Raw genomic sequence first — 16,524 nt, 5'->3', positions numbered from 1 at the left:
GGCGTTCGCCGCGCGCTCCGGGCGCAGCGGGCGCGCCCGGCGAATCGGGTAGAATCCGCGCTGCGCGCGAGACGCGCCGGCGCCCGTTCGCGGCCACGCCGCCCGACCCGGGCGGCCCACGGCACGCGCGACCGACGCCGCCCGCCCGCCCTCTGTCCGTCCGTTATGTCATTACAAGATCCGAATTCCGAGCACACCGCAGCCTCTTCTCCCCGACTCAAGCGCAGTCTCAAGGCCCGCCACCTGACGATGATCGCGATCGGCGGCTCGATCGGCACGGGTCTGTTCGTCGCCTCGGGCGCCTCGATCTCGCAGGCCGGCCCCGGCGGCGCGATGCTCGCCTATCTGCTGATCGGCCTGATGGTCTACTGCCTGATGACGAGCCTCGGCGAGATGGCCGCGTTCATGCCGGTGTCCGGCTCGTTCGCCACCTACGGCGCGAAATACGTCGAGGAAGGCTTCGGCTTCGCGCTCGGCTGGAACTACTGGTACAACTGGGCCGTCACGATCGCGGTCGAACTGGTGGCCGCGCAGCTCGTGATGGGCTACTGGTTCCCGCACGTGCCCGGCGTGTGGTGGAGCGCGGCGTTCCTCGCCGTGATGTTCCTGCTCAACGTGCTGACCGTGCGCGGCTTCGGCGAGGCCGAATACTGGTTCGCGCTGGTCAAGGTGGTGACGGTGGTGGCGTTCATCGCCATCGGCCTGCTGATGATCTTCGGCATCCTGACGGGTGGCCCGACGCCGGCGTGGCGGAACTTCACGATCGGCGACGCGCCGTTCGCGGGCGGCCTGCCGGCCATGATGGGGGTGGCGATGATCGCCGGCTTCTCGTTCCAGGGCACCGAGCTGATCGGCATCGCGGCCGGCGAATCGGAGAACCCGCACACCACGATCCCGCGCGCGGTGCGCCAGGTGTTCTGGCGCATCCTGCTGTTCTACGTGCTGGCGATCTTCGTGATCGGCATGCTGGTGCCGTACACCGATCCGAGCCTGCTCAAGAGCGACGTCACCGACGTGGGCGTGAGCCCGTTCACGCTGGTGTTTCGCCACGCGGGCCTCGCGTTCGCGGCCGGCGTGATGAACGCGGTGATCCTCACCGCCGTGCTGTCGGCCGGCAACTCGGGCATGTACGCGTCCACGCGGATGCTCTACGACCTCGCCAGGCAAGGCCGCGCGCCGCGCCTCTTCGCGCGGCTCTCGAAGGGCGGCGTGCCGCGCAACGCGCTGATCGCCACCACGGCGGTGGGCGCGCTCTGCTTCCTGTCCTCGCTGTTCGGCGACAAGACCGTCTACCTGTGGCTGCTGAACACCTCGGGCATGACGGGCTTCATCGCCTGGCTCGGCATCGCGGTCAGCCACTACCGGTTCCGTCGCGGCTTCGTGAAGCAGGGCTTCGCGCTGTCGAGCCTGCCGTACCGCTCGCGACTGTTTCCGTACGGGCCGATCTTCGCGTTCGTGCTCTGTCTCGTGATCGCGCTGGGGCAGGACTACCAGGCGTTCCTCTCGAACCGGATCGACTGGGTCGGCGTGCTGGCCACCTACGTCGGCATTCCGCTGTTCCTCCTCGTCTGGCTCGGCTATCGCCTGACGCATCGCGACAGCCGGCTGGTGCGCTACGAGGACATGGAAATCGCGCCGTGGCTCGACGACGACACGCGCCGCGAAGCGCGCCAGCTCAAGGAAAAACCGCACGCGGCGTAAGCGCCGCCGTGCGCTGCGCGGCCCGGTTGTCCGGCCGCGCGGCGCGTAGGGATCGTGGCACATGGTTTGCTACGAGCAGGCCGATCGCTTCGTTTTCCTGATCGATTTTCCCGCCTCGCCCCAGGCAAACGGGGCTGGCCGCCTCGCGCCCGGTTTCTTCGCGCCCGATTTCATTTCCGCCGCCGCGCGGGAACGGGTTTTGTGCGATCGTACCCTTCAAGGGTAGACGCTTTCTTGGAAATTCCCTTATACTGCGCAGCAAGTCGCTGACTTTTCCCAGTGAATTACACGCCGATGCGTGCATGATCGCTGCAACCGGAAAGTCGGTTCAAGTATCCCGTCAACCGGAGCAACCTGCTCCTGCGGCGTCAGCAGCTTCTTGCAGCCGCATCCTGGCCGTCGTCAGACGGTGCCTGGCCTGGGCAGCGCACGCGCGCTGTGCTGGCTGAACATGACAATCGAACGAACGCGGTAGCGTTCAAGCAGGACTCCGGACCATCGCATCGCTGGCCGGATGCGATGCCGTTTTTGTCGGTTCGATCCCGGCACGCCCGGGATCCGTACCTTCCATTCGCGACGCCTCACGGCGTTTTCGCGGCGTGTGGCCGTTCGCGCGCGCCGCTCCGATAAGGAGGCACTTTTCATGACTCGACGCACTGTCCGTCTCGCGGGCAGCCTGCTGCTGGCCATCATCCTGTTGGGCTGGATCGCGCATGCGATCGGCGCCGACACATGGCGGCAATACTCGGGCGATCTCGTCTACTACACCGGCCGGCATCTGATCCTGGTGGGCTGCTCGATGGCGCTCGCGATCCTGGCTGGCATTCCGGCCGGCGTCGCGCTGAGCCGTCCGTCCGCCTCGCGCCACGCCGAGCGCTTCATGCAGGTGTTCAACATCGGCAACACGGTGCCCTCGCTCGCGGTGCTCGCGATCGCGCTCGGCATCTTCGGCATCGGCGACGTGCCCGCGATCGTCGCGCTGTTCCTGGCCTCGCTGCTGCCGATCACGCGCAATGCCTACGAAGGCATGCGCAACGTGCCCGCCGCGCTGCGCGAGGCGGCGCGCGGCATCGGCATGACGCCGTGGCAGTCGCTCACGCGCGTCGAGTTGCCGAACGCGCTGCCGATCATCATCGGCGGCGTGCGCACCGCGCTCGCGATCAACGTCGGCACCGCGCCGCTCGCCTATCTGATCGGCGCCGACAGCCTCGGCACGCTGATCTTCCCTGGCATCTATCTCGACAACCAGCAGATGCTGCTGCTCGGCGCGGCCTCCACGGCGGTGCTCGCGCTGCTGCTCGACGGCATCGTCGCGGCCGGCAGCCGCCATGTGTTTGCCCGCAACGGAGGTGCCGCATGAGTTTCGCGAAACTCGCCCGGGCCGCCCGCGCCACGCTGGCGCGCCGCTTCGCGGCGGCCGTCGCGCTGGTGCCGCTCGTCTCGCTGGCCTCGTTCGGCGCGCTCGCGAGCGCGCCGGCCGCGGCGCAGTCGTTGACGGTGGGCGGCAAGAACTTCACCGAGCAGTACGTGCTGGCCGAGATCACCTCGCAGTACCTGCGCTCGCGCGGCTACACCATCGAGACCCGCACGGGCCTCGGCAGCGTGCTGCTGCGCAGCGCGTTCGTGAACGGCCAGGTCGACGTGATGTGGGATTACACGGGCACCGCCGCGCTCGTCTACGACAAGATCAAGGACAAGCTCTCGCCCGAGGCGATGTACCAGCGGGTCAAGGAGATCGACGGCAGGCAGGGCCTGGTGTGGCTCGACGCATCGCCGCTCAACAACACCTACGCGCTGGCGCTGCCGGCCGAGGCCGCGAAGCAGACCGGCATCCGCACCATCTCGCAGCTGGCCGCGAAGATCGCGAGCGACCCGAAGGGGACCCGCCACACGTTCGGGATGGACGCGGAATTCGCCAATCGCCCGGACGGCCTGAAGCCGCTCGAAGCGGCCTATCACCTGCATTTCCGCCGCTCGGAGACGAAGCAGATGGATGCGGGGCTGGTCTACACGGCGCTGCACAACAACCAGCTGACGATCGGCCTCGTCTACACCACCGACGGCCGCGTGCGCGGTTTCGGCATCGTGCCGCTCGAGGACGACCTGCACTTCTTCCCGCCCTACAACGCCACGCCGGTGGTGCGCGCGGAAGTGCTCGCGCGCAATCCGAAGCTCGCCACGCAGCTGAACGCGCTGTCGGCCGCGCTCGACAACGACGTGATGCTCGACATGAACAAGCGCGTCGACATCGACGGGGCCTCGGTGCAGCAGGTGGCCGCGGATTTCCTGCGCACGCACCCCTTACCGTGACCGGGAGACGACCATGACCGTCCAAGACTACCTGGCCGCCAACTGGCCCGAACTGCTCCAGCTCACGCTGCAGCACATCTATCTCGTCGGCATCGCGGTGGGCTGCGCGATCGTCGCCGGCGTGCCGCTCGGCGTCGTGATCAGCCGCCACGAATGGCTCGCGCCGCCGGTGCTCGGTATCGCCACCGTGATCCTCACGCTGCCCTCGATCGCGCTGTTCGGGCTGATGATCCCGATCTTCTCGCGCTTCGGGCAGGGCATCGGCGCGGTGCCGGCGATCACCGCCGTGTTCCTCTATTCGCTGCTGCCGATCATGCGCAACACCTATCTGGCGCTGCGCAACGTCGACGCCGGCATCAAGGAGGCCGGCCTCGGCATCGGCATGACGTCGTGGCAGCGGCTGCGGCTCGTGGAGCTGCCGCTCGCGGTGCCGGTGATCCTCGGCGGCGTGCGCACGGCGGTGGTGATGAATATCGGCGTGATGACCATCGCGGCCGTGATCGGCGCGGGCGGGCTCGGCTCGCTGATCGTCCGCGCGATCGGACAGAGCAGCATGATGAAGCTGCTGGTGGGCGCGGTGCTCGTGAGCGTGCTCGCGATCGTCGCGGATCTGCTGTTGCAGGCGCTGCAGCGCGCGTTGACACCGAAGGGAGTGCAGAAGACATGATCGAACTCGACCAACTGACGAAGACCTTCTCGCAGAAAGACGGCCAGCCGGTGCGCGCCGTCGATTCCGTGAGCCTGACCGTGCCGGAAGGCGAAATCTGCGTGTTTCTCGGCCCCTCGGGCTGCGGCAAGACCACCACGCTGAAGATGATCAACCGGCTGATCACGCCGACCTCCGGGCGCGTGCTGATCGGCGGCGAGGACACCACCAGCCTGAACGAAGTGGACCTGCGCCGCCGCATCGGCTACGTGATCCAGCAGATCGGCCTGTTCCCGAACATGACGATCGAGGAAAACATCACGGTGGTGCCGCGCCTGCTCGGCTGGGACAGGAAGCGCTGCAAGGAGCGCGCGACCGAGCTGATGTCGATGGTGGCGCTCGATCCGAAGCTGTACCTGAAGCGCTATCCGCGCGAGCTGTCGGGCGGCCAGCAGCAGCGCATCGGCGTGGTGCGCGCGCTGGCGGCCGATCCGCCGGTGCTGCTGATGGACGAGCCGTTCGGCGCGGTCGATCCGATCAACCGCGAATCGATCCAGAACGAGTTCTTCCAGATGCAGCGGCAGCTGAAGAAGACCGTGATCATGGTGAGCCACGACATCGACGAGGCGATCAAGCTCGGCGACCGCGTGGCCGTGTTCCGGCGCGGCAAGCTGGTGCAGTACGACCATCCCGACACGCTGCTCGCGCATCCGCGCGACGAGTTCGTGGGCCAGTTCGTGGGCCAGGACAGCACGCTCAAGCGCCTGCTGCTCGTGAAGGCCGGCGACGCGGCCGCGCAGCCGCCCACCGCGCGCGCCGACACGCCGCTCGCCGAGGCGTTCTCGATCATGGACGACAACGACAGCCGCTACCTGACCGTGGTGGACGACGCGCGGCACGCGCTCGGCTTCGTCGCGCGGCGTGTCGCGCGCGGCGCGACGGGCACCTGCGGCGAGCGGCTCAGCGAGTTTCCGGCCACCGTCTCGTCGGAGGACAACCTGCGGATCGTGCTGTCGAAGATGTATCAGTACCGCTCGTCGTGGATGCCGGTGCTTGACGGCGACGGCGCCTATCTCGGCGAGGTCACGCAGGATTCGATCGCCGACTATCTGAGCTCGGGCCGTTCGCGCCAGCAGACCGGCCAGCCGCCGCGCATCGTGACGGCGTAGGCGAAATAGGCGGCGCCGGCGGTTCCACCGGCCCCCGAGCGGCTCGTCGCGGTTCATCGCGGCCCGGATCGTCCCGAATGTGGACGATCCGGGCCGGTTTCGTTTTCGGGGCTGGGGAACCCGGCCGGGACGGACGAAGCGGCCATGGCGGCCGCCGCGCCGCTCAGTGCGGCACGCGGGCCAGCGTCAACAGGGCCAGCAGTTCGTCGACGCTGAAGCGGCCGTCGAGCGTGACGCGTCCGCCGACCCAGTTGGGGCGATTGCGCGCCGCGTCCCAGTCGATCCAGCCCGGTGCGCCGCGCAGGATGGCCACGGCGCTATGCCTTGAGGTGCGTTCGTTGTCCGACATCGAGATTCGATTCCCTTCAGTGCCGCGCGTCGATCGGAGCGGCCGGCGCCACGCGCGCGGAGCGGGGCAAGGCCGGCCGATGGAAAACGAGCGATTGTCGATCGCGCGGCGGCGTCTGGATATCGGAATGGCTGGAGATGGCGCCGGTTTCCGCCGCGCCGGGACGGCCTCAGGCGCCGCGCCGGTAAGCGCTCGGCGTCATGCCGGCCCACTTGCGGAACGCGCGCGTGAAGTTCGCCGGGTCGCTGAACTGCAGGCGCGCGGCGATCGTCTTCAGGTCGAGGTCGGAGGCGCGCAGCAGCTGCCGCGCATCGCGGTGGCGTGCGTCGTCGAGCAGCGCGCGATAGCCGGCGCCGGCCTCGTCGAGCCGGCGCCGCAGCGTGCGCGTGGACACATGGAGGCGGCGCGCGAGCGCGTCCGGGTCCGGATAGCCGTCGGCGCCGTGTACCAGCTCCGCGCGCACGCGCTCGACCCAGTCACCCTCGTCGTGGCGCACCGCCGCGTAATCGCGCTCGACCTGCGCGAGCGCCTGGCGGTGCGCGACCTCGTCGGCGATCGCGAGCGGCCAGTCGAGTGCCTCGCGCGCCACCCACAGCGCGTGCGCGTCGCAATCGAAGCGCACCGGCGGCAGGCGCTCGCGATAGCGCGCGAACCAGGGCGGCTGCGGCCACGCGAAACGCAGTTCGAGCGGCGGCGTGCCGCCGCTCGCGCGCGGGCCGGTCAGCAGCGGCAGGCTCTGCGCGATGCCGGTCAACACGAACTCGAACATGGTGTGATGGCGCAGCACCGGGCTCGCCTGCACGCCGGCGAGCGTCAGCGTCGCGCCGTCGCCGTGCTCGGCGTAGGTCAGCGTGTATTGCCGGTTGCGGGTGCGGAAGTAGCGCGCGTTGACGGCCAGCGCGGTGCGCAGGTCGGGCGCGGTGAGCGTGGCGTAGCCGAGGAAGCCGTGCGCCGACGGCCGCAGCCGCAGCCCGAGCGCGAAGCCGAGCCCCTCGTCGCCGGTCAGCCGGATCGCGTTCAGCACCAGCCGCGCCCATTGCGACGGCGCGACCCGCGCGTCGGGCTGTGCCAGCACCTCGTCGCGCAGGCCGGTGCCGGCGCGCACCTCGCGCGCGTCGAGCCCGCATTCGTCGAACACCTGCAGCAGCAGGCGCGGGTAGGCCACCGGAATCGTCGGCCGCCGCAGCCCGAGGCCGTCCTTGTTTCCCATGCCGGTCACCGCCTCGATTCTGGCCACGAATGACAAGCATTATGGCTGTTTGACCCCTCACGCTCAAGGCGCCGCGCGCCTACGATCGGCGGATCACAAAAAAGAGACGCCCCGCCATCATGACCACTCCGTTCCCGCATCTGCTCGCGCCGCTCGATCTGGGCTTCACCACGCTGCGTAACCGCGTGCTGATGGGCTCCATGCATACCGGCCTCGAGGACAGCCGCAAGACGCTGCCGCGGCTCGCCGACTATTTCGCCGAACGCGCGCGCGGCGGCGTCGGGCTGATCGTCACCGGCGGCTTCGCGCCGAACCTGGCCGGCTGGACCAAGCCGTTCGGCGGCACGCTGGCCACCGGCGCCGCGGCGCGCCGCCATCGCGCGATCGCCGACGCGGTCCACGCGGAAGGCGGCAGGATCGCGCTGCAGATCCTCCATACCGGCCGCTACGGCTATCACCCGCTCGCGGTCGCGCCGTCGCGCATCAAGTCGCCGATTTCGCCGTTCACGCCACGCGCGCTGTCGGCGGCCGGCGTCGAACGGCAGATCCGCGCGTTCGTGCGCTGCGCGGCGCTGGCCCGCGAGGCCGGCTACGACGGCGTCGAGATCATGGGTTCCGAGGGCTACCTGATCAACCAGTTCCTCTCGCTGCACACCAACCGGCGCGACGACGCCTGGGGCGGCAGCTACGAGAACCGCATGCGCTTCCCGGTGGAGATCGTCGAGCGCACGCGCGAGGCGGTCGGCCGCGACTTCATCATCATCTACCGGCTGTCGATGCTGGACCTGATCCCGGCCGGCAGCGACTGGGACGAGACGGTGCGGCTCGCGAAGGCCGTCGAGCGCGCGGGCGCGACGCTGATCAACACCGGCATCGGCTGGCACGAGGCGCGCGTGCCGACCATCGCCACCTCGGTGCCGCGCGGCGCGTTCGCCTGGGTCACGCGCAAGATGAAGGGCGAGGTCGGCATTCCGCTGGTCACCACCAACCGCATCAACCGGCCGGAGCTGGCCGAGCAGATCCTCGCGGACGGCGCGGCCGACATGGTGTCGATGGCGCGGCCGTTCCTGGCCGACCCCGAGTTCGTGAGCAAGGCGGCGAGCGGGCGCGCCGACGAGATCAACGTCTGCATCGGCTGCAACCAGGCCTGCCTCGACCACGCGTTCAGGAATCGCATCGCCTCGTGCCTCGTCAATCCGCGCGCCTGCCACGAGACGCTGCTGAACTTCGCGCCGGCCGCGCGCGCGAAGCGCATCGCGGTGGTGGGCGCGGGGCCGGCCGGGCTTTCCTGCGCGACGCAGCTGGCGCGGCGCGGGCACCAGGTCGAGCTGTTCGACGCGGCCGACGAGATCGGCGGCCAGTTCAATCTGGCCAAGCGGATTCCCGGCAAGGAGGAGTTCCACGAGACGCTGCGCTACTTCGCGCGGCAGATCGAGCTGAGCGGCGTGACGCTGCGGCTGGCCCGGCGCGTGGACGCCGACCAGCTGATCGCCGGCGGCTACGACGAGATCGTGCTGGCCACCGGCGTGGCGCCGCGCGACCCGCGCATCGCCGGCGGCGACGGCCCGAACGTGCTCGGCTATGCCGACGTGCTGAGCGGCCGGCGGCCGGTGGGCGCGCGCGTCGCGGTGGTGGGGGCGGGCGGGATCGGCTTCGACGTGGCCGAGTACCTGGTCCACGCCGGCACCTCGCCGTCGCTCGACGCGGCCGCGTGGCGGGCCGAGTGGGGCGTGACCGACCCGGCGCTCGCGCGCGGCGGCATCGCGCCGGCGCGCGTGGCGCCGCCGGCACGGCAGGTGACGCTGCTGCAGCGCAAGCCGGCGCCGCTCGGCAAGGGGCTCGGCAAGACCACCGGCTGGATCCACCGCGCGACGCTGAAGATGAAGGCGGTGGAGATGGTCGGCGGCGTCAACTACGAGCGTATCGACGCGAGCGGGCTGCATGTGACGTTCGGCGAGAAGCGTGAGCGGCCGACACTGATCGAAGCCGACACGATCGTGCTGTGCGCCGGGCAGGAGTCGCGCCGCGACCTGCACGCACCGCTGCTGGCTGCCGGCCTCGCCGTGCATCTGATCGGCGGCGCCGAGCTGGCGGCCGAACTCGACGCGAAACGCGCGATCGAGCAGGGCGCCTGGCTGGCCGCGCGGCTCTGAGCGCGGCGCCGGCCGCGGCCGGGTGCGGCGGAGAACGGACCGCAAGCCGGGCCACGAGCACGAGGCAAACGCGCTGCGAGCGCGGCTCGCAGCGGGCTGGACGGGCGCCCTACATGGGCGGTATTCTGTCGCGCGACACTGACGGTTTAGGAATACAAAGCTTTCAGTTTCGTTGCGATGGGAGCGCCTCGCCGATGGCCGCTTTCCTCATAAGTGAAAGTATTTTGTAATATAAAATGTAAGGTTTTTGGAAGTTTTGGCGAAGCCATGGATCGCTTCAGCTTCGCGTCCAAAACGTTAAATTAGTATAGATTTTGATTTGTCAAGCCCCACTTTGATGCAGTCTGACCACCCCGCGTCCGTCACAGTCGTGAAAAAAAATCTAGTAAAAACAACGGCTTGATTGTGCGAAAAAAACGCAACTGAATGTTGCGATGCAAAAGGTCGCACTTCCCTTTATCCTCGTTAACCCGGCGCGGTGTGATTTCTTTTGTTACATAGCTTTCAATCAAATTACATCGCGAGTGCGTCGCCGCCGCGAGCGAGCTGACATTACAAATCTTACGTTTCTTTCGTCTCAGTCGACCGACTCTCTGACCGGGTTTTCATAGGGTTTTTGCTGCCATGCAATCTGTACCATTCCTGAGCCTCGCGATCTGGACGCCGATCGTGTTCGGCGTGGCCGTCCTGCGCATCGGATCGGATCGTTATCCGCATCGGGCTCGGTGGCTCGCGCTGGTGGGCGCGATCGTCGGCCTGCTGCTGACGGTGCCGCTCGTCACCGGTTTCGACGCGCACAACGCGGCGGTGCAGTTCACCGAATACAAGCCGTGGCTCGCGGCGTTCGGTTCGGCATGGCGGATGGGCGTGGACGGGCTGTCGCTGTGGCTGGTGGTGCTGTCGGCGTTCACCACGCTGGTGATCGTGATCGCCTCGTGGGAATCGGTCACGACACGCGTGGCGCAATACCACGGCTCGTTCCTGATCCTGTCGGGGTTGATGATCGGCGTGTTTACCTCGCTCGACGGGATGCTGTTCTTCATCTTCTTCGAGGCCACGCTGATCCCGCTGTTCGTGCTGATCGGCACCTGGGGCCACGCGAACCGCTCGTACGCGGCGATCAAGTTCTTCTTCATCTCGTTCGCCGGCTCGCTGCTGATGCTGGCCGCGATGCTGTACCTGTTCGGCCTCACGCACACCTTCGACATGGCCGTCTGGCAGCACACCCGGCTCGGCTTCGCGCCGCAGCTGCTGGTGTTCCTCGGCTTCTTCGCGGCATTCGCGGTCAAGGTGCCGATGTGGCCGGTCCACACCTGGCTGCAGGACGTCTACACCGACGGCCCGACCGGCGCCGCGGTGTCGCTGGGGATGATCAAGATCGGCGGCTACGGCTTCCTGCGCTTCGCGCTGCCGATCACGCCCGACGCGGCCCACTACCTGGCGCCCGTGATGATCGGCCTGTCGCTGATCGCGGTGGTCTACGCGAGCCTGCTGGCGCTGGCGCAAAAGGACATGGCCAAGATGCTGGCCTACTCGTCGGTCGCGCACATGGGCCTCGTCACGCTCGGCGTGTTCCTGTTCAACCAGATGAGCATCACCGGCGCGATCGTGCAGATGATCTCCTACGGTTTCGTGGCCGGCGCGATGTTCCTCTGCGTCGGCGCGCTCTACGATCGCACCCGGACCCGCGCGATCGCCGAATACAGCGGCGTGGTCAACACCATGCCGCGCCTCGCGCTGTTCGCCGTGCTGTTCGCGATGGCCAACGTCGGCCTGCCGGGCACCTCGGGCTTCGTCGGCGAATTCCTCGTGATCATGGGCGCCGTGCGCGTGAACTTCTGGATCGGCGCGATCGCCGCGCTTACCCTGATCCTGAGCGCCGCCTACACGCTCTGGATGCTCAAGCGCGTGATCTTCGGCGCGATCAAGCACGATCGCGTCGGCAAACTGATCGATCTGAGCCGTCGCGAGTCGATCGTGTTCGCGGCATTGGCCGTGATCGTGCTCGCAATCGGTATTTATCCGAAGCCGTTCACCGACGTGATCGACCCGGCCGCCGCCAATATCGTCGCGCAGCTCGAGCGCGCGAAGCCGGCGGACGACGGGGCGGGCGCCGCGCCGACGGCTTCCACGATCAGCGTTCAGACCGATGCGCGCATCCCGCGCACACCGACCTGAACGTCGACGCCACGCCTGAAAGCCCCGCGGGGCGGGCGTGGCGAGCCGGTTCCCGGACTGCGCAGGGGCCGGCTGACAAGTTGCATGATGTGGCAACCTGTCGCACGGTGGCTTTTGGTAAAAATGATTTGCTAAGATTCACCGCTTTTTCCCACTTCGATGGACTTATGATGCTGGCGCTTGGCGAATCGGGGCATAGCCGGTTTGCTTTATCGTCCACGCGTAAATCAGGCAAATGTGATGAATAGAAAGGCTTTTAGAAGCTTCTTGCTTTTATTGGGCGCCGGGTTGCTTGTCTGTCTATCCGGTTGCAGCTACGACCTGCTGGATCCGAAGGGCAGCGTCGGTGTGGCCGAGAAAGGACTGATCTGGACTTCGACGTGGGTGATGCTGATCGTGGTCATCCCCGTGATCGTGCTGACGCTGCTGTTCGCGTGGCGCTATCGCGAGTCCAACCGCAACGCGACGTATGCGCCGAAATGGTCGCATTCGAACGCAGTCGAGGTCGTCGTCTGGACGATTCCGACGCTGATCATCCTGTACCTTGGCATCCTCACCTGGAAATCGACGCACGAGCTTGACCCGTACAAGCCGCTTGCCTCGAACGTGAAGCCGATCAACGTCGAAGTCGTTGCGCTCGACTGGAAATGGCTGTTCATCTACCCGGATCTGGGTATCGCATCGGTGAACCAGCTCGCGATTCCGGTCGGCACGCCGGTGAATTTCCGCATCACGTCCGATTCGGTGATGAATTCGTTCTTCATCCCGCAGCTCGGCACGCAGGTGTACGCGATGGCCGGCATGCAGACGCGTCTGCACCTGATCGCCGACGAAGCGGGCGATTTCGCCGGCCTGTCCGCGAACTACAGCGGCCGCGGCTTCTCGGACATGAAGTTCCGTACGCTCGCCACGTCGCAGGGTGACTTCGATGCATGGGTGCAGAAGGTCCGCGCCTCGTCGCAGCGCCTCGACATGAACGAGTACGCGAGCGTCGCGAAGCCAAGCGAAAAGGATCCGGTGCGTTTCTTCTCGACCGTCGATCCGCGCCTGTTCAATAACATCGTTGGCAAGTACAACAACGGCCACGTCATGGAATTCAATGACGCGTCGTGCAGTACGACGAAGGGGTAAGCATGTTCGGAAAACTTACACTCGACTCGATCCCGTATCACGAGCCAATCCTCGTGATCACGGCGCTCGGCGTCGGCATCGTCGGGGCGCTCGTGCTGGGCCTCGTCACTTACTTCGGTAAGTGGAAATATCTCTGGACCGAGTGGCTGACGAGCGTCGACCACAAGCGTCTTGGCGTGATGTACATCGCCGTTGCCCTCGTCATGCTGCTGCGCGGCTTCGCCGACGCGATCATGATGCGTACCCAGCTCGCGTTCGCGTATGACGCGCCGGGCTACCTGCCGCCGCACCACTACGACCAGATCTTCACCGCGCACGGCGTCATCATGATCTTCTTCATGGCGATGGCGTTCATGGTGGGCCTGATGAACCTGGTGGTGCCGCTGCAGATCGGCGCGCGCGACGTGGCGTTCCCGTTCCTGAACTCGCTGTCGTTCTGGATGACGGCGGTGGGCGCGGTGCTGCTGATGATCTCGCTGTTCATCGGTGAATTCGCGCAGACCGGCTGGCTCGCGTATCCGCCGCTCTCGGAGCTTGCATACAGTCCAGGGGTGGGGGTCGACTACTACATCTGGGCGCTGCAGATCTCCGGGGTGGGCACGCTGCTGACCGGCGTGAACTTCTTCGTGACGATCATCAAGATGCGCGCGCCCGGCATGACGCTGATGAAGATGCCGGTGTTCACGTGGACGGCGCTCTGCACCAACGTGCTGATCATGGCGGCGTTCCCGATCCTGACCGTCACGCTCGCGCTGCTCGGCCTCGACCGTTATCTGGGGATGCACTTCTTCACGAATGACGGCGGCGGCAACGTCATGATGTACCTGAACCTGATCTGGGCCTGGGGTCACCCCGAGGTGTACATCCTGATCCTGCCGGCGTTCGGCGTGTTCTCGGAAGTCGTGGCGACCTACGCGAAGAAGCCGCTGTTCGGCTACAAGACGATGGTCTACGCAACCTGCGCGATCATGGTCCTGTCGTTCCTCGTGTGGCTGCACCACTTCTTCACGATGGGCTCGGGCGCCGACGTCAACGCGTTCTTCGGCATCGCCACGATGATCATCGCGATCCCGACCGGCGTGAAGATCTTCAACTGGCTGTTCACGATCTACCGTGGCCGCCTGGAATTCAGCGCGCCGATCCTCTGGACGCTGGGCTTCATGGTCACGTTCACGGTGGGCGGCATGACCGGCGTGATGATGGCGATCCCGGGCGCGGACTTCGTGCTGCACAACAGCCTGTTCCTGATCGCCCACTTCCACAACGTGATCATCGGCGGCGTGCTGTTCGGCTACCTGGCTGGCTTCAACTACTGGTTCCCGAAGGTGTTCGGCTTCAAGCTCAACGAGAAGCTCGGCAAGCGCGCGTTCTGGTTCTGGCAGTTCGGCTTCATCTTCGCCTTCACGCCGCTGTACGTGCTCGGCTTCATGGGCGTGACGCGTCGTCTGAACCACTACGACAACCCCGCATGGCATCCGTGGATGCAGATCGCGCTGTTCGGCGCGGTGCTGGTGCTGATCGGCATCGTCCACCAGCTGCTGCAGCTGTACGTGTCGATCCGCGACCGCAACCTGCCGGGCAACCGTGACCTGACGGGCGATCCGTGGAACGGCCACACGCTCGAGTGGGCGACGTCCTCGCCGCCGGCTTCGTACAACTTCGCGATCATCCCGACGATCCACGAGCTCGACGAAGTGTCGTATCGCAAGGAACGCGGCCTCGGCTTCGGTCTCGAGAAGGGCCAGCAGTACGAGGACATCCACATGCCCTCGAACACGAGCGCGGGCTTCTTCATCGGCATGTTCTCGCTGGTGCTCGGCTTTGCCGGCGTCTGGCACATCTGGTGGCTGGCCATCCTCGGCTTCGTCGGCATCGTTGCGACCGCGATCATCTACAGCTCGCAGAAGAACGAGGGCTACTACATTCCGGCCGACACGGTGCGGAAGATCGAAGAGCAGCGTGGCGGCGCGCGCGTCGCGGTACCGCGTCCTGCTGAAGTGGAACTGGAGGCCAACTGATGGCACAAAGCACCCTGACTGCCGATCACCATCACGCGGCAGAGCATCACCATCCGCCGTCGCACTCGGTGTTCGGCTTCTGGCTGTACCTGATGACCGACTGTATCCTGTTCGGCACGCTGTTCGCCGTGTTCGCGGTGATGCAGCACGAGTTCGCCGGCGGCCCCACGGCCAAGGATCTGTTCGACATCCCGGGCGTCGCGCTCGAAACGGCGGCGCTGCTGCTGAGCTCGATCACCTACGGCTTCGCCATGATCGGCGCGCACCGCAACAACCGCGGTGCCGTGTTCGGCTGGCTGGCCGTGACGTTCCTGCTCGGCGCGTCGTTCCTGTTCATGGAAATCCGCGAGTTCACGCACCTGATCGCCGACGGCGCGGGTCCGGACCGCAGCGGCTTCCTGTCGTCGTTCTTCACGCTGGTGGCCACTCACGGTCTGCACGTGACGATGGGCCTGATCTGGATGGTCGTGCTGGTGGTCCAGATCGCTCGCAACCCGGAGCTGTCGGAGCAGGACGTGCGTCGCCTGACGTGCCTGAGCCTGTTCTGGCACTTTCTGGACATCGTCTGGATTTGCGTGTTTACGTTCGTCTACCTCGTGAGTGTGATCTAAATGGCCCATTCGCATACGCATGCGTCGCACGACGACGCCTCGCACGGCACCGTCAGCAGCTACCTGGTCGGATTCGTGCTGTCGGTGATCCTGACGGCCGCGTCGTTCGGCGTGGTGCTCGGCGGCTGGTTCTCGACCAACGAAGTCAAGATCCTCGTGCTGGCCGCGCTGGCCGCCGTGCAGATCGTGGTTCACCTGATCTTCTTCCTGCACATGAACGGCTCGTCGAGCCAGCGCTGGAACGTGACCGCCTTCGCCTACACGGTGTTGACGGTGGTGATCCTGATCGTCGGTTCGCTGTGGATCATGCACAACGTCAGCATCAACATGATGTCGCGCTGATCGAGCGCCGGCCTGCCTCGCCTGGATTGACGGGTGAGGCGGTCGAAGAAAAGCCGCCCTTCGGGGCGGCTTTTTTGTTTGCGCGGCGGAAACGGTGCCGCGCGGGCTCGCGGCCGGCAGCCGTAGCCGGCTGCCGTGCCGCTCACGGGATGATGTCCGGCAGCAGCTTGTTGGCCTTGATGTACGTGTCGCTGTCGCACCAGGTGAACAGCGCCTGCCCGTCCTTGTTGTGCTTGGCGTAATCGATCTTGGGGTCATTCGGGCCGTTGACCTGCACCAGGGTGGCATCCGGAAATCCGGCTGCCATGTCCCGCGATTTCTCCAATTCGTCGGCCGAGAACACGACCAAAAGCCTGCCGTTGTCGTCACCATGGAAACCATAGTAGACGGTGATTTTCCCGGCGGCCTTGATCTGCGCGGCCACCGCTCCCAGCTTCGGGGCAAAGCCATCGACGTCGGATTGCCCGTCATTGGTGAACACGTTCTTCGGGTACGACATGATCTCGTCCGGCATGATCGATTCCTTGGTCTGGGTTGAACGCGTGATTGCCTGGCCGGCCATGCCCGGCATGCACGCCAATCGCGAGGTTTGTCCCTGGAGACAACGGCCGTGAACGGGAGGTGGCGCATGTGGTGGGCTTCACGCCACGCGATGCGAGACTCGTGGTTCACGGAATCCAGTATCGCCGGCAAGGAATCGGGGCGA

The 16,524-nt window shown here is 66.4% G+C and carries 15 protein-coding genes; 11 read left to right on the top strand and 4 right to left on the bottom strand.

Going from position 1 to position 16,524, the window contains the following annotated elements; genetic code table 11:
- Window positions 1-165: 165 nt before the first annotated feature.
- The gene (locus bpln_RS29375) at window positions 166-1,701 is read left to right on the top strand and encodes an amino acid permease (protein WP_055140796.1); all 1,536 of its coding nucleotides are present in this window, start codon (window positions 166-168) and stop codon (window positions 1,699-1,701) included.
- Here the strand turns inward: bpln_RS29375 and bpln_RS36345 are convergent.
- A complete protein-coding gene (locus tag bpln_RS36345) occupies window positions 1,676-1,921 on the bottom strand; it encodes a hypothetical protein (RefSeq protein WP_148654228.1) in 246 nt (81 codons plus the stop codon). The genes bpln_RS29375 and bpln_RS36345 overlap by 26 nt on opposite strands.
- Window positions 1,922-2,344: 423 nt before the next feature.
- On the opposite strand from bpln_RS36345, the gene bpln_RS29370 reads away from it, so the two are divergent.
- The 4 genes from bpln_RS29370 to bpln_RS29355 are packed head-to-tail and all read left to right on the top strand — an operon-like array spanning window position 2,345 to window position 5,826.
- Window positions 2,345-3,061, top strand: a complete 717-nt coding sequence (locus bpln_RS29370; RefSeq protein ID WP_055140795.1) for an ABC transporter permease — start codon at window positions 2,345-2,347, stop codon at window positions 3,059-3,061.
- The gene (locus tag bpln_RS29365) at window positions 3,058-4,011 is read left to right on the top strand and encodes a glycine betaine ABC transporter substrate-binding protein (protein WP_055140794.1); all 954 of its coding nucleotides are present in this window, start codon (window positions 3,058-3,060) and stop codon (window positions 4,009-4,011) included. The genes bpln_RS29370 and bpln_RS29365 overlap by 4 nt, the downstream gene beginning before the upstream one ends.
- A gap of 13 nt (window positions 4,012-4,024) precedes the next feature.
- Entirely contained in the window at window positions 4,025-4,678 is a 654-nt protein-coding gene (locus bpln_RS29360; RefSeq protein WP_042628650.1) for an ABC transporter permease, read from the top strand.
- Window positions 4,675-5,826, top strand: a complete 1,152-nt coding sequence (locus bpln_RS29355; protein ID WP_055140793.1) for an osmoprotectant ABC transporter ATP-binding protein OsmV — start codon at window positions 4,675-4,677, stop codon at window positions 5,824-5,826. Before bpln_RS29360 ends, bpln_RS29355 begins: the two co-directional genes overlap by 4 nt.
- A 163-nt stretch (window positions 5,827-5,989) precedes the next feature.
- Here the strand turns inward: bpln_RS29355 and bpln_RS29350 are convergent, their stop codons facing one another.
- Window positions 5,990-6,175, bottom strand: a complete 186-nt coding sequence (locus bpln_RS29350; protein ID WP_042628648.1) for a hypothetical protein — start codon at window positions 6,173-6,175, stop codon at window positions 5,990-5,992.
- 169 nt (window positions 6,176-6,344) lie between these two features.
- Window positions 6,345-7,385: an AraC family transcriptional regulator ligand-binding domain-containing protein gene (locus tag bpln_RS29345; RefSeq protein WP_042628647.1), complete on the bottom strand. Its 1,041-nt coding sequence runs from the start codon at window positions 7,383-7,385 to the stop codon at window positions 6,345-6,347.
- Between the two features lie 119 nt (window positions 7,386-7,504).
- On the opposite strand from bpln_RS29345, the gene bpln_RS29340 reads away from it, so the two are divergent.
- The 6 genes from bpln_RS29340 to cyoD all read left to right on the top strand — a co-directional run bounded on the left by bpln_RS29340 (window position 7,505) and on the right by cyoD (window position 15,818).
- A complete protein-coding gene (locus bpln_RS29340; protein ID WP_055140792.1) occupies window positions 7,505-9,538 on the top strand; it encodes an NADPH-dependent 2,4-dienoyl-CoA reductase in 2,034 nt (677 codons plus the stop codon).
- A 624-nt stretch (window positions 9,539-10,162) separates the two neighbouring features.
- Window positions 10,163-11,716 carry a complex I subunit 4 family protein gene (locus tag bpln_RS29335; protein WP_042628645.1) on the top strand — a complete coding sequence of 518 codons (1,554 nt, stop codon included), beginning with the start codon at window positions 10,163-10,165 and terminating at the stop codon, window positions 11,714-11,716.
- Between the two features lie 240 nt (window positions 11,717-11,956).
- The gene (gene cyoA, locus bpln_RS29330; protein ID WP_042628644.1) at window positions 11,957-12,847 is read left to right on the top strand and encodes a ubiquinol oxidase subunit II; all 891 of its coding nucleotides are present in this window, start codon (window positions 11,957-11,959) and stop codon (window positions 12,845-12,847) included.
- A gap of 2 nt (window positions 12,848-12,849) precedes the next feature.
- Window positions 12,850-14,865, top strand: a complete 2,016-nt coding sequence (cyoB, locus tag bpln_RS29325; RefSeq protein WP_042628643.1) for a cytochrome o ubiquinol oxidase subunit I — start codon at window positions 12,850-12,852, stop codon at window positions 14,863-14,865.
- Window positions 14,865-15,476 carry a cytochrome o ubiquinol oxidase subunit III gene (gene cyoC / locus bpln_RS29320; protein ID WP_042628642.1) on the top strand — a complete coding sequence of 204 codons (612 nt, stop codon included), beginning with the start codon at window positions 14,865-14,867 and terminating at the stop codon, window positions 15,474-15,476. Before cyoB ends, cyoC begins: the two co-directional genes overlap by 1 nt.
- Window positions 15,477-15,818, top strand: a complete 342-nt coding sequence (gene cyoD, locus bpln_RS29315) for a cytochrome o ubiquinol oxidase subunit IV (RefSeq protein ID WP_042628641.1) — start codon at window positions 15,477-15,479, stop codon at window positions 15,816-15,818.
- 142 nt (window positions 15,819-15,960) lie between these two features.
- Here cyoD and bpln_RS29310 read toward each other — a convergent pair whose 3' ends face one another.
- Entirely contained in the window at window positions 15,961-16,332 is a 372-nt protein-coding gene (locus tag bpln_RS29310; RefSeq protein WP_042629574.1) for a hypothetical protein, read from the bottom strand.
- Window positions 16,333-16,524: the final 192 nt, after the last annotated feature.

Origin of the sequence: Burkholderia plantarii (assembly GCF_001411805.1) — a bacterium.
Classification (GTDB): domain Bacteria; phylum Pseudomonadota; class Gammaproteobacteria; order Burkholderiales; family Burkholderiaceae; genus Burkholderia; species Burkholderia plantarii.
Note: the sequence above shows the minus strand (reverse complement) of the source record. Positions and strands in the feature narration are given on the sequence as shown.

Excerpts from the sequence above, each read along its gene's own strand:
- cyoA (WP_042628644.1), top strand. The coding sequence starts at position 11,957 with ATGAATAGAAAGGCTTTTAGAAGCTTCTTGCTTTTATTGGGCGCCGGG.
- bpln_RS29345 (WP_042628647.1), bottom strand. The coding sequence starts at position 7,385 with ATGGGAAACAAGGACGGCCTCGGGCTGCGGCGGCCGACGATTCCGGTG.
- bpln_RS29310 (WP_042629574.1), bottom strand. The coding sequence starts at position 16,332 with ATGCCGGACGAGATCATGTCGTACCCGAAGAACGTGTTCACCAATGAC.
- bpln_RS29350 (WP_042628648.1), bottom strand. The coding sequence starts at position 6,175 with ATGTCGGACAACGAACGCACCTCAAGGCATAGCGCCGTGGCCATCCTG.
- cyoD (WP_042628641.1), top strand. The coding sequence starts at position 15,477 with ATGGCCCATTCGCATACGCATGCGTCGCACGACGACGCCTCGCACGGC.
- bpln_RS29375 (WP_055140796.1), top strand. The coding sequence starts at position 166 with ATGTCATTACAAGATCCGAATTCCGAGCACACCGCAGCCTCTTCTCCC.
- bpln_RS29370 (WP_055140795.1), top strand. The coding sequence starts at position 2,345 with ATGACTCGACGCACTGTCCGTCTCGCGGGCAGCCTGCTGCTGGCCATC.
- bpln_RS29365 (WP_055140794.1), top strand. The coding sequence starts at position 3,058 with ATGAGTTTCGCGAAACTCGCCCGGGCCGCCCGCGCCACGCTGGCGCGC.
- bpln_RS29335 (WP_042628645.1), top strand. The coding sequence starts at position 10,163 with ATGCAATCTGTACCATTCCTGAGCCTCGCGATCTGGACGCCGATCGTG.
- bpln_RS29340 (WP_055140792.1), top strand. The coding sequence starts at position 7,505 with ATGACCACTCCGTTCCCGCATCTGCTCGCGCCGCTCGATCTGGGCTTC.
- cyoC (WP_042628642.1), top strand. The coding sequence starts at position 14,865 with ATGGCACAAAGCACCCTGACTGCCGATCACCATCACGCGGCAGAGCAT.
- bpln_RS29360 (WP_042628650.1), top strand. The coding sequence starts at position 4,025 with ATGACCGTCCAAGACTACCTGGCCGCCAACTGGCCCGAACTGCTCCAG.
- bpln_RS29355 (WP_055140793.1), top strand. The coding sequence starts at position 4,675 with ATGATCGAACTCGACCAACTGACGAAGACCTTCTCGCAGAAAGACGGC.
- cyoB (WP_042628643.1), top strand. The coding sequence starts at position 12,850 with ATGTTCGGAAAACTTACACTCGACTCGATCCCGTATCACGAGCCAATC.